This window comes from Flavobacterium plantiphilum, from assembly GCF_046000495.1.
Taxonomy (GTDB): Bacteria; Bacteroidota; Bacteroidia; order Flavobacteriales; family Flavobacteriaceae; genus Flavobacterium; species Flavobacterium plantiphilum.
On the sequence record NZ_JBELQA010000002.1, the window covers coordinates 483,037 to 502,056 of the forward strand.

Genomic DNA, 19,020 nt, shown 5'->3' on the forward strand with positions numbered 1-19,020 from the left:
GTAAGGTCTTTTTGATCGTATGGGACAGAAATTAATTTTTAAAAAATGAAAAAAATTCTATTTATCCTGACAATTGCTTTAAGCACTTGGAGTTGTTCCAATTCGAAACAAGCTTATCTGTTTACTTCTTTTCGTGAGCCAGCTACAGATGGATTGTACTTGGCTTCCAGCGAAGATGGCTACCATTGGAAAGATTTAGGAGGTCCTTATTTAAAACCGGAAGCGGGGAAAAGCAAAATCATGCGTGATCCTTCAATTGTAAAAGGAAAAGACAATGTGTATCACATGGTCTGGACAACAGACTGGAAAGGTGGCGATGGTTTTGGGTATGCCAGTTCTAAAGATTTACTGCATTGGTCAGAGCAGCAGTATATTCATGTGATGAAAAATGAACCTGAAGTGGTAAATGTTTGGGCTCCCGAAATTTTTTATGATGACGAACAGGACCGCTATATCATTATCTGGGCTTCCACCATTCCGTTTCGATTTGAAAAAGGAGTAGAAGACGAGAAGAACAACCACCGCATGTATTATGTGACGACTAAAGATTTCAAAACATTTTCGGATACCAAACTGTTTTTTGAACCCGGTTTTTCTGTGATTGACTGCGTCATTGTCAAGAGAGCTAAAAACGATTACGTATTAGTTTTAAAAGACAATACCAGACCCATGCGAAATTTAAAAGTAGCTTTTGGAAAAACACCATTGGGACCGTTCGAAAATATTTCTGAACCGTATACGGCATATCTTTCTGAAGGCCCTACGGTTTTGAAAAAAGCAAACGATTGGCTGATTTATTACGATAATTACGGAGCAAAAAATTATAAAGCAGTAAAGACTTCTGATTTTAAAAAATTTGAAGATGCATCGTCGCAAATTCAACTTCCGGAAGGTCATAAACACGGCACAATTACTACTATTTCAAAGAAAACTTTGAAAAATTTAATTGAAAATAAAAAATAATGAAAAACATTTTAAACATAAAAAACAATTTTTTAGTAATAGCTGTTACAATAGCAAGTTGTACTGCAGCTGTTGCACAAAATGATACCGTGAGATATGTTGGAAAAACATTGTCTAATATCGATTACCACCACGGACAATTAAGTCCTGTTGTTGGGGTTCATGCTACGCAAATTATGCGTGCCAGCAGGGAACATCCTGAAAAATCAGATGGCTATGGCTGGACTTACAATCATCAGCCTACCATGGCGTATTGGAATAATACTTTTTTTCTGGAATATTTAAGTGGTCGTTCAGGAGAACATATTCCGCCAAGTCAGACTTTATTAGTGAGTTCTAAAGACGGCGAAAACTGGGGAATGCCAAAGGTAATTTTTCCGGTTTACCGCATTCCTGACGGATGGAAAAAAGAAGGAGTAGATGGTGTAGCTAAAAATCTGGATGCGATTATGCACCAGCGAATGGGATTTTATACATCATCTGATAAAAAATTGTATGCATTAGCTTATTACGGGATTGCAATGGACGAAAAAGACGATCCCAATGACGGAAAAGGAGTGGGCCGTGTGATTCGTGAGATTCATAAAGACGGAAGTTTTGGACCTATCTATTTCATTCGATACAATAAATCCTGGGATAAATCGAAATCGGCTTTTCCATTTTATACCAAATCAAAAGACAGAGCTTTAAAGAAAGCTTGTGAAGAAATCCTTTCTCAGCCCTTAATCATGCAGCAATGGGTAGAAGAAGCTGACAGAGATGATGAATTGATTCCATTACAAAAACCATATAAAGCCTTTAGTTATTATCATTTAGCAAACGGAAATGTGGTAGGTTTATGGAAACACGCCTTAACTTCTGTTAGTAAAGATGGTGGTAAAAACTGGGAATATATGCCGTTGCGTGCACCTGGTTTTGTCAACAGTAATGCTAAAATCTGGGGACAAAAAACGTCTGATAATCGGTATGCTACGGTTTATAACCCATCAGAATACCGATGGCCATTAGCCATTTCAACATCCGATGACGGTTTAAATTATACCGATTTATTACTGGTTCATGGAGAAATTTCTCCAATGCGTTACGGAGGAAATTACAAATCCTATGGTCCGCAATACGTGAGAGGAATTACTGAAAACAACGGAACTCCGCCAGACGGGAAACTTTGGGTTTCTTATAGCGTGAATAAGGAAGATATCTGGGTGGCTTCTGTTCCGGTTCCGATAACAAGTGAAGTAAAAGAAAATGCCAATGACGTTTTTAATGCTATGCCTGACGGTCAGGAATTAAAACTCTGGAATACGTATAACCTTTCCTGGGCTTCCGCCAAAATAGAAAAGAAAGCTGACGGTGTAAAATGGTTAACTTTGCGTGATCATGATTTGTTTGACTATTCCCGTGTAGAACGTGTAATTCCTTTTGCTGAAAAGATGGAAGCTACTTTTACCGTAAAACCGGAACAAAATGATCATGGTTTATTGCAAATTGAATTCCAGAATAAACAGGGATTACCATCTATTCGACTGGTGTTTGATTCGGAAGGGGTTTTAAAAGTGAAAAATGGTGCCCGTTTTAGCGGAATTACTAAATACGAAGCCGGTAAAGAGTATACCATTACCGTAAAACTGGATGCTGCTTCCCGTTCTTATACTGTAAAAGTAAATGACAAAGAATCAGGTACAAAGATATTCTATGCACCAACTGATGGAATTTCGAGAATTATGTTCAGAACCGGCGATCAGCGTTATACTCCAAATCCGGATACAGCACCCGATATTGAAGATTATGTGGATTTACCAAACACTGGTTTAGAAATCCCGGAAGCGGTATTTAATATTAAATCACTGGTTACGGAAAAATTATAAAAAACAGCCACGAATTTGCAAATTGTTTTAGATTCGTGAATTCGTGGCAAAAAAAACAGAACATGAAGTTTTTCAAAAACATAGGATTGCTTGTTTGTCTTTTAGTAACTTTTATTTCTAATGGACAAATTAATGTTGCCCATTTAACATGCAATAGTACTACAAATCCGTTAGCAGTAAGTACCCAAAATCCGGTTTTTAGCTGGAAAATAGTTGCTAAGAAATTTGATGTTTCACAAACAGCGTATCAGTTAGTAATAGCTTCTACTAAAGAAAAACTGAATGCCAATGAAGGGGATGTCTGGGATAGCGGAAAAGTAATTTCCAACGCAAGTCAGGACGTTAAGTACACAGGGAAAGCTTTAAAAAATGGAACTAAATATTTCTGGAAAGTCAGAATTTGGTACAGTAATAGAAAAGTGACTCAATGGAGCAATGTGGCTTATTTCAGAATCCAGCCTTCGGATTTAAATCCAACGTGGATTGGGGCAATTACTAAAGCTGATAGTCATTTGCCGGAAGGCCGAAATTACCATACCGCTACTTTCAAAAAAGAAAAAAGACAGGCTATGGTAGATGCAACGGATTCTTTGGCTCGTAGAAGTATCCAGTTACGCAAACCATTTACAATTTCGAAAAAAATAAAAGAAGCGGTAGTTTATGTTTCCGGATTGGGACATTATGAACTGACTTTAAACGGAAAAAAAGTAGGCAATAGTGAATTTGCACCGCTCTGGACAGATTATGATAAGACCGTTTACTACAATACTTATGAAATTAAGGCAAATGAATTATCAAAAGGTGAAAACGTAATTGGGGTGGTCTTAGGCAACGGAATGTACAACATGATTGAAGAAAGGTATGCCAAGTTCTTTGTGAGTTTTGGTCCGCCTACTTTGTTTTTACAAATGAAAGTCCTGTACGAAGACGGCTCTGAACAAATTATCAAAACGGATAAAACCTGGAAATATGCTAAAAGTCCAATCACTTTCAATAGTATTTTTGGAGGCGAAGATTACAATGCAAATTTGGAACAAAAAGGATGGAATAAGGCTCATTTTAATGATGCTCACTGGAAATCAATTGTGATTCAGGAAGCGCCAAAAGGGGTGTTAAGACCACAACAACTTACTCCTGTAAAAATTGAAGAGCAGTTTGCTGTTAAAGCAGTTACGGAACCGAAAGCGGGTGTTAGTGTTTTTAATATGGGACAAAATCTATCCGGTTTCCCTACGCTGAAAGTACAGGGTAAAAAAGGACAAACCGTGAGAATGTGGGTTGGTGAAGGACTGAATGATGATGGAACGGTAGGTCAGGGAAGATCCGGAAAACCGTATTATTTTGATTATACTTTAAAAGGCGAAGGAGTTGAAGAATGGCAGCCTAAATTTAGTTATTATGGCTATCAGTACATTCAGATTGAAGGGGCAAATTATAAAGCGACTAAGGATGCTTCTTTGCCAACAATTATAGATTTAAAATCTAATTTTATTTATAATTCAGCCGGAACTGCCGGAAGTTTTATTTCTTCGAATGAAATTTTCAATAAGACGCATGAGCTGATTAATAATGCTATCAAAAGTAATTTTCAGGCAGTGCTTACTGATTGCCCGCATCGGGAAAAACTGGGATGGCTGGAAGAATCCCATTTAAACGGACCCGGATTGATTTACAATTACAACATGAAAAATTATATTCCCGGGATCATGCAAAACATTGCCGATGCACAGCGTGAAAACGGAATGATTCCAACTATTGCTCCGGAATATGTAGTTTTTGGTGGTGATTTTACCGATTCGCCTGAATGGGGAGTGGCAGGAGTTATTCTGCCTTGGATGTATTATGATTATTATGGAGATGATTCTTTATTGAAAGAATATTATCCGGTAATGAAAAAATATGTGGATTATCTGACTTCAAAAGCTGATAAAGGAATTGTTTCTTACGGTTTAGGTGACTGGTATGATTATGGAGATCATGCGGCAGGTTATTCTAAAAATAGCCCAATAGCACTCTCAGCGACAAGTCATTACTATTTTGGTGTTGATTTATTGGCCAAAGCTGCGAAACTATTGGATAAAAAAGAAGATGCAGTTATTTATGAAAAATTAGCAATAAGTGTAAAAAATGCATTTAATGGCAGGTTTTTTGATGAAAAGACGAAGCAGTACGGTACCGGAAGTCAGTTTTCTAATGCAGTACCTTTGTTTTTAAACATGGTTTCCGCAGAAGACAGGCAGGCTGTTTTAACCAATCTGGTTAACGATATCAAAGCCAGAAACTATAGATTGACAACAGGTGATGTTGGGAATCGTTATTTGTTTCAGGTTCTGGCTGATAATGGTTTGAATGAGGTGATGTATAAAATGCACAACCATTATGATGCACCGGGTTATGGTTTCCAAATCAAATTTGGTCTGACCACTTTAACCGAGCAATGGGATCCGCGAAAAGGAAATTCCTGGAATCATTTTATGCTGGGGCAAATTGAAGAATGGTTTTATAAAAGTTTAGTGGGAATTGTTCCCGATGAAGCAAATCCGGGATTTACACATTTCTTTTTACAACCTGAAATGGTGGGCGATATGACTTTTGTAAAAGGAACTTATAATTCGGTTTATGGAGAAATCGCTTCAGAGTGGGAGAAAAAAGAGAATAAATTAATTTATAAATGCACGATTCCGGCTAATACAACGGCAACTGTAAAATTGCCTGTAGCTAATACTACCGTTATCAAAGTAAATGGTAAAAAACTGAGCAATTCTAAAACGGTTCAAAATGAGAATGGTAAAACTACATTTATTTTAGGTTCAGGTGTTTATGTTGTGGAATGTGCTTTGTAAATATAAATAAAATGATACTTTAAGAATGATGAGAGCTATAATGAAAAAGACTTTTTTACTGCTGATGCTGCTGTTGGTTTTGCCAAAACTAGCCGCACAAACCTCAGATGATAATTACAAAGAACCCATAGTAAGAACAATAAAAACGATAGAATCTATTTTTAAAATCACTATCAATGACAAAGATGGTTTGCTTAAAGAGAAAGAATTAGAATATGCCCGATGGAGAATCCGTCAGGACAATTTAGAAGTTTCGCTGACAGCTGTTTTGACGCCTTTTAATCTGACCTATTTTAAAGAAAATGATTCTGTTTATCGCATACGCAAATTTGAATATGCCAGAAATTCGGATGCTGTAGGTAAGGAACGATTAGAATATCTAGCAGACTTATATCCCAATTTAAAATCCTGGGAAACCAGAAAAGCCGATTTGAAATCCTGTATTATCAGTTCCATTGGTTTAGACAAAGCACCGGCAATGCCAAACAAAAACCCAATTTTAACTAAAGTTAGAAAATATGGTAATTATACAGTGGAGAATATTGGTTTAGAAATTATGCCGGGCGTTTATGCTACGGGTTCCATTTACAAACCGTATCCTTTAAAAGGAAAAGCACCGGTAGTGATTACACCTAACGGACATTTTGGTGACGGCAGATATCGAAAAGACGAGCAATTGCGTTGTACTATTCTGGCTAAAATGGGTGCGGTTGTGGTTAGTTTTGATTTGTTTGCCTGGGGCGAATCGACTTTACAGTTTGATTCGACTTTGCATCGTCAAAGTATTGCACAAACCATTCAGGTTTTGAGTGCCGAAAGATTATTAGATTATATGCTTTCGCAAAAGTATACCGATAAAAACCGCGTGGGAGTTACCGGTGGTTCCGGGGGTGGTTCCATGACGATGTTCCTGGCAGCAATTGATGATAGAATTACAGTTTCTGTACCGGTGGTGATGACCTCTTCTCATTTTTCAGGTGGTTGCCCTTGTGAGAGCGGTCGCGGTTTACACCTTTGTGGAAATGGAACCAATAATGCTGAAATTGCAGCAATGGCAGCTCCAAAAGCACAATTAATAATTTCTGATGGTGGCGATTGGACATCGACAGTACCGGAATTAGAATTTCCATTTATTCAAAAAACCTATGGCTTATACGGAAAAAAAGAGTTAGTTGAAAACGCACATTTTGCTAAAGAGGGACATAATTATGGCGAATCGAAACGCATGGCAATGTATCCTTTTATGGCAAAACATTTAGGCTTAGATATCAATAAAGTAAAAAACAGTAAAGGTGAAATAGATGAATCTGCCTGCGTAATTGAAGCTTATGAAAAAATGTACGTTTTTGGTGCAAAAGGTGAAAAACTACCGGCAAATGCATTAAAAGATATTAATCAATTATACGCTCTTTTTGGAGAGAAAAACTTAAAACAATAATGAATTTTACAAGTACAAAAAGCCGATTCTTTTTTCAATTCCTAATGGTTTTATTGGGAGTGAATTTTGCATTGGCACAACAACAGCCAATAAAATTATGGTATGATAAACCTGCCGCTATCTGGAACGAAGCCTTGCCTTTGGGTAATGGTCGATTGGGCGCCATGGTTTTTGGTAATCCATCCATTGAAAGATTGCAATTAAACGAAGAAACTATTTGGGCCGGTTCGCCCAATTCTAACGCGCATTCCAAATCATTAGCGGCTTTGCCAGTGGTTAGAAAATTAATTTTTGAAGGAAAATTTGATGAAGCACAGGCTTTGGCAGATTCGGATATCATGTCGCAAACTAATAACGGAATGCCGTATCAGACTTTTGGGAGCCTGTATATTTCCTTTTCAGGTCATGATAAGTTTACAAACTATTACCGTGATTTAAATATTGAAAATGCAACGGCAACAGTAAAATATACGGTGAACGGTGTAGAATATAAAAGAGAAATTTTGACTGCGTTTACTGATCAGGTTGTTGCTGTTAAACTGACTGCCAGTAAGCCGGGAATGATTAGCTGTAATCTGATGATGAATAGTCCATTTGATAAAACGGATCCTTATTCAGATGGGAAACAAAGTGTGATTTCGGGTGTAGGAAGCACTGTGGAAGGACAAAAAGGGAAAATCAAATTTCAGGGGCGAACTGCTGTTCAAAATGTTGGAGGAACCGTAACTTCAAAAAACGGAATTATCAGTATCGATGGCGCTGATGAAGCTACAATATATGTTTCTATTGCTACTAATTTTGTGGATTACAAAACACTAGACGAAAATCAGGAGCAAAAATGTAAACGTTTTCTTGAGGCAGCTTTAACTAAAAATTTTGACGAAATTAAAAAAGCACATGTGGCTTATTATCAAAAATTCTTCAAACGAAGCAGTTTGGATTTGGGAAGCAACGCAGCGATGAATGCACCAACCGATGAACGCATCAAAAACTTTGCGAAGCAATCTGATCCGCAATTGGTTTCTCTTTATTATCAGTTTGGACGCTACCTTTTAATCTCCTGTTCGCAACCGGGCGGTCAGCCTGCCAATTTACAGGGTATCTGGAATGATATGCTTGCACCGCCATGGGAAAGTAAATACACCATGAACATCAATGCGGAGATGAATTACTGGCCAGCTGAACTGACCAATCTTTCGGAAATGCACGAGCCATTTATCCAAATGGCAAAAGAATTAGCGGTTACAGGACAGGAAACGGCTAAAACTATGTATAACTGTGGCGGATGGGTATTGCATCACAACACCGATATCTGGCGTATTACAGGGCCTATCGACCACGCTACTTCGGGTATGTGGATAACCGGAGGTGCCTGGGTTTGTCAGGACTTATGGGAACGTTATTTGTACACCGGAGACAAAAAATATTTGGCTGAAATTTATCCTCTTATGAAAGGAGCGGCTCAATTCTTTTTGGACTTTATGGTAATTGACCCAAATACAAAATATCTGGTGGTCGTTCCGGCAAGTTCACCTGAAAATACGCATGCTGGAGGTTCCGGCAAAGCAACTATTGCTTCGGGAACCACAATGGATAACCAATTGTTGTTTGATTTATTTACTAATGTAATTAGGGCTACCAATATTCTGTCAGAAGATGTGACTTTTGCTAAAAAAGTACAGGAAGCGCTGGCTAAAATGCCTCCGATGAAAATCGGACAACACAATCAATTACAGGAATGGCAGGACGATTGGGACAATCCTAAAGACAATCACCGCCATGTATCCCATTTGTACGGTTTGTTTCCAAGTAATCAGATATCAGCGTTTAGAACACCGGAACTTTTTGAAGCGGCTAAACAATCCTTGATTTACAGAACAGACGAATCTACAGGTTGGTCAATGGGTTGGAAAGTAAATTTATGGGCTCGTTTATTAGATGGAAATCATGCCTATAAATTAATTCAGGATCAGTTGCATTTGGTTACCGCAGAACAACGAAAAGGTGGCGGAACCTATCCAAATATGTTGGATGCACACCAACCATTCCAAATAGATGGTAACTTTGGATGCGCCGCGGGAATTGCCGAAATGCTGATGCAAAGTCAGGAAGGTGCTATTCAATTATTACCGGCATTGCCAACAGTTTGGAAAAATGGTTCTATAAAAGGAATAGTAGCCAGAGGCGGTTATGTACTGGATATCGAATGGAAAAACAATAAGGTTTCGATGTTGAAAATTCAGGCTAAACTAGACGGAAATTGTCGATTGAGATTAGAAAATAGTTTAAAAGCAAGCGGATTTGCAATGAAAAAAGCCAAAGGACAAAATCCAAATCCATTGTTCGAGACAGCGAATGTGAAGAAGCCAATTATTTCAGATAAAGCAAAATTACCAAAAGTAAAATTGCCAAAGTATCAGGAATATGATGTAGAGATGAAAGCGGGTCAGACCTATACATTTTACGGGAATTAATAAGGTCATTGCGAGGAACGAAGCAATCTCATAACGTGAGCGTAATGACAAACAAACTGAAAAAATAAATAATTAAAATGTTGACAAATTTTAAATACAAAATAATCGCTTTTACAGTTTTGATCGCTTCATTAAGCGGCTGTAAATCCACTTCGGGACATTTTTCAAAAGGAGCTGTGTTGAAAGCCGATAACTTCAAACATTATGTTGATTATTTCAACACCATGGAAGATGAAAACCTGAAGTTTGCCATTCCAAATGATAGTGCCTGGAAATGGATGGAAAAGAATATTCCGTTGTTTGAATGTCCACAGCAAAATTTTGAAGAAATCTATTATTTCCGTTGGTGGACAGCCCGCAAACACATCAAAAATACCCCTCAGGGTTATGCCATTACCGAATTTTTGGTAGATCGCTCGTATGCTGATAAATACAATATGATTGCCTGTGCTCTAGGACATCATATTAATGAATTCAGATGGGTTCATGACCCAAAATACATTGAGCAGGATGTGCATTTATGGTACAGAGGCAATGAGGGAAAACCTATGAACAAGTTGTATAAGTTTAGTAGCTGGACTGCAGATGCTTTATACAATCGTTATTTAGTAAATAAGGATGAAAAATTCTTACTGGATATGATGCCGGATATGGTTACGGATTATGCCGTTTGGGAAAAAGACCGTCAGCGCAAAGATGGTTTGTTCTGGCAGCATGATGTAAAAGACGGAATGGAAGAATCCCTGAGTGGCGGACGAAAAGTGCAAAATGCAAGACCAACCATTAACAGTTATATGTACGGAAATGCAATGGCTATTTCGAAAATGGCTGCGATGAAAGGCGATAAAGCATTGGAAGATAAATTCAAAGCTAAAGCAGATAATTTGCAAAGTTTAATAGAAAAAAAATTATGGAATCCTAAATCGGATTTCTTTGAAACCTTTACCGAGAAAGATACCTTGGCACAAGTAAGAGAAGCCATTGGTTTTATTCCGTGGTATTTTAATTTGCCGCAAAAGAATAAAGGTTTTGAAAAGGCCTGGGAACAATTAAAGGATGAAAAAGGATTTTCGGCTCCTTTTGGTTTAACCACTGCCGAGAGAAGAAGTCCGCGTTTTAGAACACATGGAACCGGAACTTGTGAGTGGGATGGTGCTATCTGGCCATTTGCTACTTCGCAAACCTTAACCGCTATGGCTAATTTGCTAAATGATTATGAGCAAAAAGTAGTAGATGCAAATGATTATTTCAAACAAATGAATTTGTATGTGGAATCACAATATTATCGTGGGCGACCATATATTGGCGAATATCTGGACGAAACAACGGGGTATTGGTTAATGGGCGACAGAGAACGCAGCCGTTATTACAATCACTCTACTTTTAATGATTTGATGATTACGGGATTAGTTGGTTTACGTCCGAGAGCTGATGAGAAAATTGAAGTGAATCCGTTGATTCCACAGGAAAAATGGGATTGGTTTTGTCTGGATAATGTGTTGTATCACGGCAATATCATCACCATCCTTTGGGATAAAACAGGAGAAAAATATGGTAAAGGGAAAGGGTTTAGGATTTTTAAGAATGGGAAGGAAATTGGGGTTTCTGAGAGATTAGAAAAATTAGTTGCGGAATAAATAAATTGCACGCAGATTTTACGGATTTAAGCAGATTAACGCAGATTTTTTTGCTCAATCTGATTCAAATAAAATCTGCCAAAATCGGATATTATTGATTATTGTAAATAACTAGAAGATTGAGAATAATAACTTGGAATTGTAACGGAGCATTTAGAAAAAAGTTTGAAATTATTACAGACTTAAATGCAGACATATATATAATTCAAGAATGTGAGAATCCAGCTGAATCAATGGATAAAAAATATCAAGAATGGGCTGAAAATTATCTTTGGATTGGAGATAACAAAAATAAAGGACTTGCAGTTTTTGCAAAGTCAGAGATTAAACTGGAAAAGTTAGATTGGAGTAATAGTTTCAAAGACCATACAGTAAAGCATTTTTTGCCCTGTAGAATAAATAAGGACTTTAACTTATTGGCTGTCTGGACACACAGGAACAATTCTCCTAATTTTGGTTATATCGGTCAATTGTGGAAATATTTACAAATAAATAAAGACAAGCTAAATGAGTCAATAATTGTAGGTGATTTTAATAGTAATACAAGATGGGATGAATGGGACAGATGGTGGAATCATTCTGATGTTGTGAAAGAATTTAGTGAGCTTGGTATTGAAAGTTTTTATCACAGATTTACAAGTGAACTTCAAGGTAAAGAAACTAAACCAACCTTATATTTTCAAAGAAATTTTGAAAGACCTTATCATATTGATTATGTTTTTGGTACTCAAAGATTCACTAATAAAATGATTAGTTTTGAAATTGGAGACTTCGATACTTGGATAAGAATCAGTGATCATATGCCGATTTTATGTGAAATTGAATAAATGATAAAAACAAAAAAGTTTAAACGAAAAATACAAAGACGTAATCTTTAAAAATATTATCTGCGAAAATCTTCAAAATCTGCGTGACAAAAAAAATAAAATTTATGAAAAAAACACTTCTACATACCTTCATCCTAATAGCATCGCTCAGTTTTTCTTTGGCGCAAGCCCAAAATAAAATCAGCATGACCAATCTGCAATGCGAAATGCTAAACAATCCGGAAGGAATTGATGTGGTTCAGCCCCGTTTGAGCTGGCAAATAAAAGCTGATGTAAATGATGTGAAACAAACCGCCTATCAAATTATGGTTGCTTCGACTTTGGAAAATCTGAAAGCGAACAAAGCCGATTTATGGGATAGCGGAAAAGTAACAAGCAACGAATCTGTCAATATTGTTTACAAAGGCAAAAAGCTGGGCGATCGACAAAATGCGTTTTGGAAAGTAATTGTTTGGACAAATAAAGGCGAAATTAAATCGGATGAAACGGCACATTTCAGCATCGGGATTTTAACCTATGCCGATTGGAAATCGACCCGTTGGATTGGCTATGAAAAATTATCGAAAGACGATAGTGTTTCTCAGTATTCGAGATTGTCAGCCCGTTATTTGCGAAAAGCAATTGATTTGAAAAAACAGGTCAAAAGCGCTAAGGTTTACATTATGGGTATGGGCTTGTATGAGCTGTACATCAACGGAAATAAAATTGGCGATCAGGTCTTAGCTCCCGTTCCAACAGATTATACCAAAAACGTAAAATACAATGTTTTTGATGTGACTGCGCAATTGAAAGAAGGCAGAAATATGTTGGGGACTATTTTAGGAAACGGACGCTATTTTGCGATGCGTCAGGATTACAAACCGTATAAAATAAAATCTTTTGGTTTTCCAAAAATGGCTTTGCAATTGTTTGTGGAATATACCGACGGAAGTAATGAGGTAATCAGAACCGATGAAACCTGGAAATTAACTACCGACGGACCAATTTTGGCTAACAACGAATACGACGGCGAAGAATATGATGCACGTAAGGAAATGAAAGGCTGGAACACAACTAATTTTGATGATTCTACTTGGATAAATGCCAGATATGTGCAGGAACCGGGCGGTTTTTATGAAGCGCAGATGACACCGAATATGAAAATAATGGCTGAGGTAAAACCCATTTCTATCAAAGCGACTCCAAGAGGAACTTACATTTTAGACATGGGTCAGAATATGGTAGGCTGGTTGCAATTGAAAGTAAAAGGAAAATCTGGTGACCAAATCACACTGAAATTCGCCGAATCCTTACAGGAGGATGGGTCGCTGTACATTGCCAATTTGCGTGATGCTAAAACTACCGATATTTATACACTTAAAGGCGGAGGAGAAGAAATCTGGGAACCACGATTTGTATTTCACGGTTTCCGTTTTGTAGAAATTTCCGGTTTTCCGAACAAGCCAACATTGGATAATTTCATTGGAAAAGTGGTATATGACGACATTAAAACAACAGGAACTTTCGAGTCTTCGGATGCAACGATGAACCAGATTTTTAAAAACGCCTGGTGGGGAATCAGCGGAAATTACAAAGGAATGCCAATCGACTGTCCGCAACGAAACGAGCGCCAACCTTGGTTGGGTGACAGAACAACAGGAGCTTATGGTGAAAGTTTTTTATTCGATAATCAGACTTTGTATGCCAAATGGCTCGACGATATCAAATATTCCCAAACTCAGGACGGTGGATTGCCAGATGTAGCACCCGCTTTTTGGCGTTATTATGGTGATAATGTAACCTGGCCCGGAACTTACATTACAGTTGCGGATATGTTGTACCAACAATTCGGCGATGCTGAAGTAATTAAAAAACAATATCCGTCGATGAAAAAGTGGATGACGTATATGGAAGAAAATTATCTGAAAAACGATTTGATGAACAAAGATAAATATGGAGATTGGTGTGTTCCACCGGAATCCTTAGAGTTGATTCGTTCTAAAGATCCTGCCCGTTTAACCGATGGACAATTGTTATCCAGTGCTTTTTATTGTCAGCTTTTGGGTATAATGCAAAAGTTTGCTAAAATAGCGAATGCAGAATCCGATATTGCTCATTATGAGGATTTGGCAACAAGAATTAAAAAAGCATTCAATGCTAAATATTTGAATACAGCTACCAACAGCTATGCTAATAATACCGTAACCGCTAATGTTCTGCCTTTGGCTTTCGGGATGGTTCCTGAAAACCTAAAAGAGAAGGTTTTTCAAAATATGGTTCACGAAGTGGAAGTGACTAAAAACGGTCATATCAGCACGGGAGTTATTGGAACACAGTTTTTAATGCGAACGCTAACCAATTTTGGAAGAGGTGATCTGGCTTATAAATTAGCTTCCAATAAAACCTATCCAAGCTGGGGTTATATGGTCGAAAACGGTGCCACAACCATTTGGGAATTATGGAATGGAAACACAGCTGACCCCACGATGAATTCTCAAAATCACGTGATGCTTTTAGGTGATTTAATGATTTGGTACTACGAAAATATGGCGGGAATCAAGAGCAATCCTGAAAATCCGGGCTTCAAGGAAATTATCATGAAACCCGATTTTAATGCCGGACTCACTTTTGTAAATGCTTCTTACGAATCTATTCATGGATTGATTAAAAGCCATTGGAAAAAAAATAAAAATGGTTTGGAATGGAACATTACAATTCCGGCAAATACTTCGGCTGTGGTTTATTTACCAACAACTGATTCGAAAAAAATTACTGTAAATAAAGCAAAATTAGAAAAAATAGGAATTAAATATAAAACTGAAGGTAATCAACAAATTGTAAGCTTGCCATCAGGGGTTTATACCATAAACTTAAAATAAATTACAATAACAAATAAAAAATAAAATGAGAGGATTAAAAATAGCAGTCATGCTTATTGGAGTGATAACATTAGGAAGTTGTAGTTCTGCTTTAAAAAATAAAACCTGGAAAGAAGGCATTTTAGTAGATCAATTTATCTATGATAAAGCACCTTATCCTTCTTGTCATTCGGTAACTATTGTAGAGGCAACTAATGGTGATTTAGTGTCAGCTTGGTTTGGGGGAACACGTGAAAGAAATCCTGATGTCTGTATTTATGTAAGTGTGAAAAAGAAAGGCAGCGACAAATGGGGTGAAGGAATTCAGGTGGCAGACGGAATAATGAAAGACGGACCAAGATTACCAACATGGAATCCGGTTCTGTATCAAATTCCCGGAGGCGATTTGATGTTGTTCTACAAAATTGGTCCAAAACCTTCAGAGTGGTGGGGAATGCTAAGAAGATCTACTGACGGAGGAAAAACCTGGTCAGAAGCAGAGAAATTGCCTGACGGATTCTTAGGACCTATCAAGAATAAACCTGTTTTACTAAGTAACGGAAATTTATTATTACCATCCAGCACCGAAGGAAATGGATGGCATTTGCGTATGGAATCAACTCCTGATTTTGGAAAAACCTGGGTGATGGGCGATACTATTTCGAGAGGAAAAAACCAAGTTAATGCAATTCAGCCAAGTATTCTTTTTCATAAAGACGGAAGTCTTCAGGCTATTGGTAGGACAAAAAACAGGGCGTTGTTTAGTACTTTTTCTAAAGACAACGGAAAAACTTGGTCGGATTTGGAGTTGCTAGATATGCCAAACAACAATTCAGGAACGGATGCGGTAACACTTAAAGACGGAAGGCATTTATTAGTGTACAATCACGTTTTGCCTCCGGGAACAGAAGCTAAAGGGCCTAGAACCCCTTTAAATGTTTCTATTTCTGATGATGGCATTCACTGGAACGCCGCTTTGGTTTTAGAAGATTCAAATATCAGTCAGTATTCGTATCCATCAGTAATACAAAGTAAAGACGGGATGGTACATATCGTTTACACCTGGAGAAGACAGAAATTGAAATATGTAAAAATTGATCCTTCAAAATTAGTGACACTTCCTATCAAAAAAGGAATCTGGCCGGGAGAGAAAGGAAAAGTGGTAACTGCTGTTAAGGCGGAAGAGGAATAATATTAAATTAAAAGGTTTTAAAAAAATATAAATCCGCTAAATCTGCGAGATGAATTTCACGCAGATTCAGCAGTTTTTTAATGATAAATATGATAGCAAATTATTTTAAAAGAAGGACCATTGTTTTATTTCTTGCTGTTTTGGCAGTTACATTCAATAATGAGGTTTCTGCGCAATCATCCAAAAAGCAACATTACAAAGTGGCAGTTTGCGATTGGATGATTCTAAAAAGACAGAAACTAGGTTCGTTTGAATTAGCCAGCCAAATAAAAGCCGACGGAATAGAATTAGACATGGGCGGTTTAGGAAGCCGTGAAACTTTTGACAGTAAACTTGCTGATCCTGTTGAAGTAAAGAAATTTAAGGACAAGTCCAAAGAATTTAATGTTGGTATCTCTTCAATTGCGATGTCCGGTTTTTACGGACAATCATTTGCAAAGCGTGAAACGGTAAAAAAAATGGTTCAGGATTGTATTGATGCCATGAAAACAATGAATGTAAAAGTGGCTTATTTGCCGTTAGGAAATCAATGTGATTTGAAAAAATTTCCTGAATTACGTCCGGTAATCATAGAACGTTTACGTTGGGCGGGAAAACAAGTGGCTAAAGTAGGCGGTGTAATAGCAGTTGAAACAACCTTGGATGCTAAAGCTGAAAAAGAATTTTTAAAAGAAATAGACTGTAAAAGAATAAAAAGTTCTTTCAATTTTTCAAATGCAATCGAAAACGGAAAAGATATTGCGTCAGAATTAGAGATTTTAGGGAAAAAGAATATTGCTCAAATTCATGCTTCCAATACTGATGGTTTCTGGATACAAAATGATAAAGCAATCGATTTGCCAAAAATTAAATCCACTTTAGATAAAATGAAATGGAAAGGCTGGCTAATTGTTGAGCGTTCCCGCGACACTACCGATGTGTACAATGTAAAGAGGAATTATGGTGCAAATGTGGCCTATTTGAAGAAAATTTTTCAGAATTAGTTTAATCGGTCTTACTTTTTAAATAAATTAAAAAACAAATTAGAATGAGGATAATACAAATTGCTTTGATCTTGGTGGGAATGTTATTTTTAGGAAGTTGTAAACCAACTTTTGATACTAAAATAGCATTACAAGATAAGACCTGGAAAGAAGGGATTGTTAAAGATGAATTTATATTTGAGACAGCTCCTTATCCATCTTGTCATGCGGCAACCATTGTAGAAACAACCAATAAAGAACTTGTAGCTTCATGGTTTGGCGGTACCAATGAAAAAGACCCGGATGTAGGTATTTGGGTAAGCAAACTTAAAAATGATAAATGGACAGAAGGTGTAGAAGTTGCTAATGGAGTAATCAACGATACTTTGCGTTACGCCACTTGGAATCCTGTATTATACCAAATTCCAAAAGGTGATTTGATGCTTTTTTATAAAATAGGTCCAAGTCCTACAAAGTGGTGGGGAATGATTATTCGTTCATCAGACGGTGGTGAAACTTGGTCAAAACCGGAAAAAATGCCTGAAGATTTTTTAGGACCAATCAAAAACAAACCGGTTTTATTAGCAAACGGAACACTTTTATCTCCGTCAAGTGTTGAAGGAGACGGATGGTATTTGCGTATGGAATCCACTCCTGATTTTGGGAAAAATTGGATTATGGGAGATACGATATCTCGAGGGAAAGACACAATAAATGCCATTCAGCCTAGTATTTTATTCCACAAAGGGAAAAAGATACAAGCCATCGGAAGAACAAGAAACAGACATTTATTCAGTACTTTTTCTTCAGATAACGGCAATACCTGGTCGGATATTTCACTATTAAATATGCCCAATAATAGTTCAGGAACCGATGCAGTAACTATGAAAAATGGACAACATGCTTTAATTTACAATCATGTTTGGCCCAATGAAGATCAAATAAAAGGAATTAGAAGTCCATTGAATATTGCTGTGTCAAAAGACGGAATCAATTGGGATGCTTCATTGGTTTTAGAGGATTCCAGAGTGGGAGAATATTCCTATCCGGCAATCATTCAAGGTTCAGATGGTATGTTGCATTGTGTGTATACATGGAGAAGACAACGTATCAAATATGTAAAAATTGATCCTTCAAAATTAGTGTCTTTTCCAATTGTAGATGGAGTCTGGCCTGGTCCGACCGAAGAAAGGTATAAGGTTGCGGTTTGTGACTGGATGATATTAAAAAGACAAAAATTGGGTGCATTTGAATTGGCGAAAACAATTGGTTCAGATGGTATCGAATTGGATATGGGAGGTTTGGGTAATCGAGAAACTTTTGATAGTAAATTGGGAGATCCGGTTGAGAGACAAAAGTTTTTAGACAAATCAAAAGAAACTGGAGTAGAAATAAGTTCGATTGCGATGTCTGGTTTTTATGGACAATCTTTTGCAGAAAGAGAATCCGTAGAGAAAATGGTAAATGATTGCATCGAAACTATGAAAAATATGAATGTTCAGGTCGCTTACTTGCCTTTGGGTACGAAAGGAGATTTGGTAAAACATCCGGAATTAAGAGCAAAAATTGTAGAACGTCTTCGATGGGCTGGAGAACAAGTAAATAAAGTGGATGGTGTTATTGCTGTAGAAACTTCTTTGGATGCTGCGGGAGATAAAAAATTATTAGAAGAAATTGGAAATAGAAATATTAAAATTTCATTCAATTTTGCCAATGCAATTGATAACGGAAGAGACATTTCTAAAGAATTAAAAACTTTGGGAAGAGACAATATTGCTCAAATTCATGCTTCGACTACAGATGGAGTTTGGCTGGAAAATAATAAAGCTGTTGATCTTCCAAAAATAAAGAAAACACTTGACGACATGCAATGGCATGGGTGGTTAATTATAGAGCGATCCAGAGATATCAATCAAGTTCATGATGTGAAAGCTAATTATGGAGCTAATGCCACTTATTTGAAGAAAATTTTTCAGAATTAA

11 protein-coding genes are annotated in these 19,020 nt (G+C 37.1%); all 11 read left to right on the top strand.

All coding sequences use genetic code 11. The features are described from left to right. Nucleotides 1-45 precede the first annotated feature (45 nt). Nucleotides 46-963, top strand: coding sequence for a glycoside hydrolase family 43 protein (locus ABS764_RS04815; RefSeq protein ID WP_408080523.1), 918 nt, complete (start codon nt 46-48; stop codon nt 961-963). Next, nucleotides 963-2,828 carry a six-hairpin glycosidase gene (locus tag ABS764_RS04820; protein ID WP_408080525.1) on the top strand — a complete coding sequence of 622 codons (1,866 nt, stop codon included), beginning with the start codon at nt 963-965 and terminating at the stop codon, nt 2,826-2,828. Before ABS764_RS04815 ends, ABS764_RS04820 begins: the two co-directional genes overlap by 1 nt. 62 nt (nt 2,829-2,890) lie before the next feature. After that, complete coding sequence (locus tag ABS764_RS04825) at nt 2,891-5,671, top strand: glycoside hydrolase family 78 protein (RefSeq protein ID WP_408080527.1); 2,781 nt, start codon at nt 2,891-2,893, stop codon at nt 5,669-5,671. A gap of 25 nt (nt 5,672-5,696) precedes the next feature. Beyond that, entirely contained in the window at nt 5,697-7,109 is a 1,413-nt protein-coding gene (locus ABS764_RS04830; protein WP_408080529.1) for a prolyl oligopeptidase family serine peptidase, read from the top strand. Next, nucleotides 7,109-9,583: a glycoside hydrolase family 95 protein gene (locus ABS764_RS04835; protein WP_408080531.1), complete on the top strand. Its 2,475-nt coding sequence runs from the start codon at nt 7,109-7,111 to the stop codon at nt 9,581-9,583. Before ABS764_RS04830 ends, ABS764_RS04835 begins: the two co-directional genes overlap by 1 nt. A gap of 77 nt (nt 9,584-9,660) precedes the next feature. Continuing rightward, a complete protein-coding gene (locus ABS764_RS04840; RefSeq protein WP_408080534.1) occupies nt 9,661-11,220 on the top strand; it encodes an MGH1-like glycoside hydrolase domain-containing protein in 1,560 nt (519 codons plus the stop codon). A 119-nt stretch (nt 11,221-11,339) separates the two neighbouring features. Continuing rightward, a complete protein-coding gene (locus ABS764_RS04845; RefSeq protein WP_408080536.1) occupies nt 11,340-12,047 on the top strand; it encodes an endonuclease/exonuclease/phosphatase family protein in 708 nt (235 codons plus the stop codon). Nucleotides 12,048-12,151: 104 nt separating this feature from the next. Then, nucleotides 12,152-14,905 (top strand): glycoside hydrolase family 78 protein, encoded by a 2,754-nt coding sequence (locus ABS764_RS04850; RefSeq protein ID WP_408080538.1) that lies wholly within the window; start codon nt 12,152-12,154, stop codon nt 14,903-14,905. A 25-nt stretch (nt 14,906-14,930) separates the two neighbouring features. Then, a complete protein-coding gene (locus ABS764_RS04855; protein ID WP_408080540.1) occupies nt 14,931-16,076 on the top strand; it encodes a sialidase family protein in 1,146 nt (381 codons plus the stop codon). 89 nt (nt 16,077-16,165) lie between these two features. Next, the gene (locus ABS764_RS04860) at nt 16,166-17,059 is read left to right on the top strand and encodes a sugar phosphate isomerase/epimerase family protein (protein WP_408080542.1); all 894 of its coding nucleotides are present in this window, start codon (nt 16,166-16,168) and stop codon (nt 17,057-17,059) included. 44 nt (nt 17,060-17,103) lie between these two features. Beyond that, the gene (locus ABS764_RS04865) at nt 17,104-19,020 is read left to right on the top strand and encodes an exo-alpha-sialidase (protein WP_408080544.1); all 1,917 of its coding nucleotides are present in this window, start codon (nt 17,104-17,106) and stop codon (nt 19,018-19,020) included.

Coding starts and splice junctions, on each gene's coding strand:
- ABS764_RS04815 (WP_408080523.1), top strand. CDS start 46: ATGAAAAAAATTCTATTTATCCTGACAATTGCTTTAAGCACTTGGAGT.
- ABS764_RS04820 (WP_408080525.1), top strand. CDS start 963: ATGAAAAACATTTTAAACATAAAAAACAATTTTTTAGTAATAGCTGTT.
- ABS764_RS04825 (WP_408080527.1), top strand. CDS start 2,891: ATGAAGTTTTTCAAAAACATAGGATTGCTTGTTTGTCTTTTAGTAACT.
- ABS764_RS04830 (WP_408080529.1), top strand. CDS start 5,697: ATGATGAGAGCTATAATGAAAAAGACTTTTTTACTGCTGATGCTGCTG.
- ABS764_RS04835 (WP_408080531.1), top strand. CDS start 7,109: ATGAATTTTACAAGTACAAAAAGCCGATTCTTTTTTCAATTCCTAATG.
- ABS764_RS04840 (WP_408080534.1), top strand. CDS start 9,661: ATGTTGACAAATTTTAAATACAAAATAATCGCTTTTACAGTTTTGATC.
- ABS764_RS04850 (WP_408080538.1), top strand. CDS start 12,152: ATGAAAAAAACACTTCTACATACCTTCATCCTAATAGCATCGCTCAGT.
- ABS764_RS04855 (WP_408080540.1), top strand. CDS start 14,931: ATGAGAGGATTAAAAATAGCAGTCATGCTTATTGGAGTGATAACATTA.
- ABS764_RS04860 (WP_408080542.1), top strand. CDS start 16,166: ATGATAGCAAATTATTTTAAAAGAAGGACCATTGTTTTATTTCTTGCT.
- ABS764_RS04865 (WP_408080544.1), top strand. CDS start 17,104: ATGAGGATAATACAAATTGCTTTGATCTTGGTGGGAATGTTATTTTTA.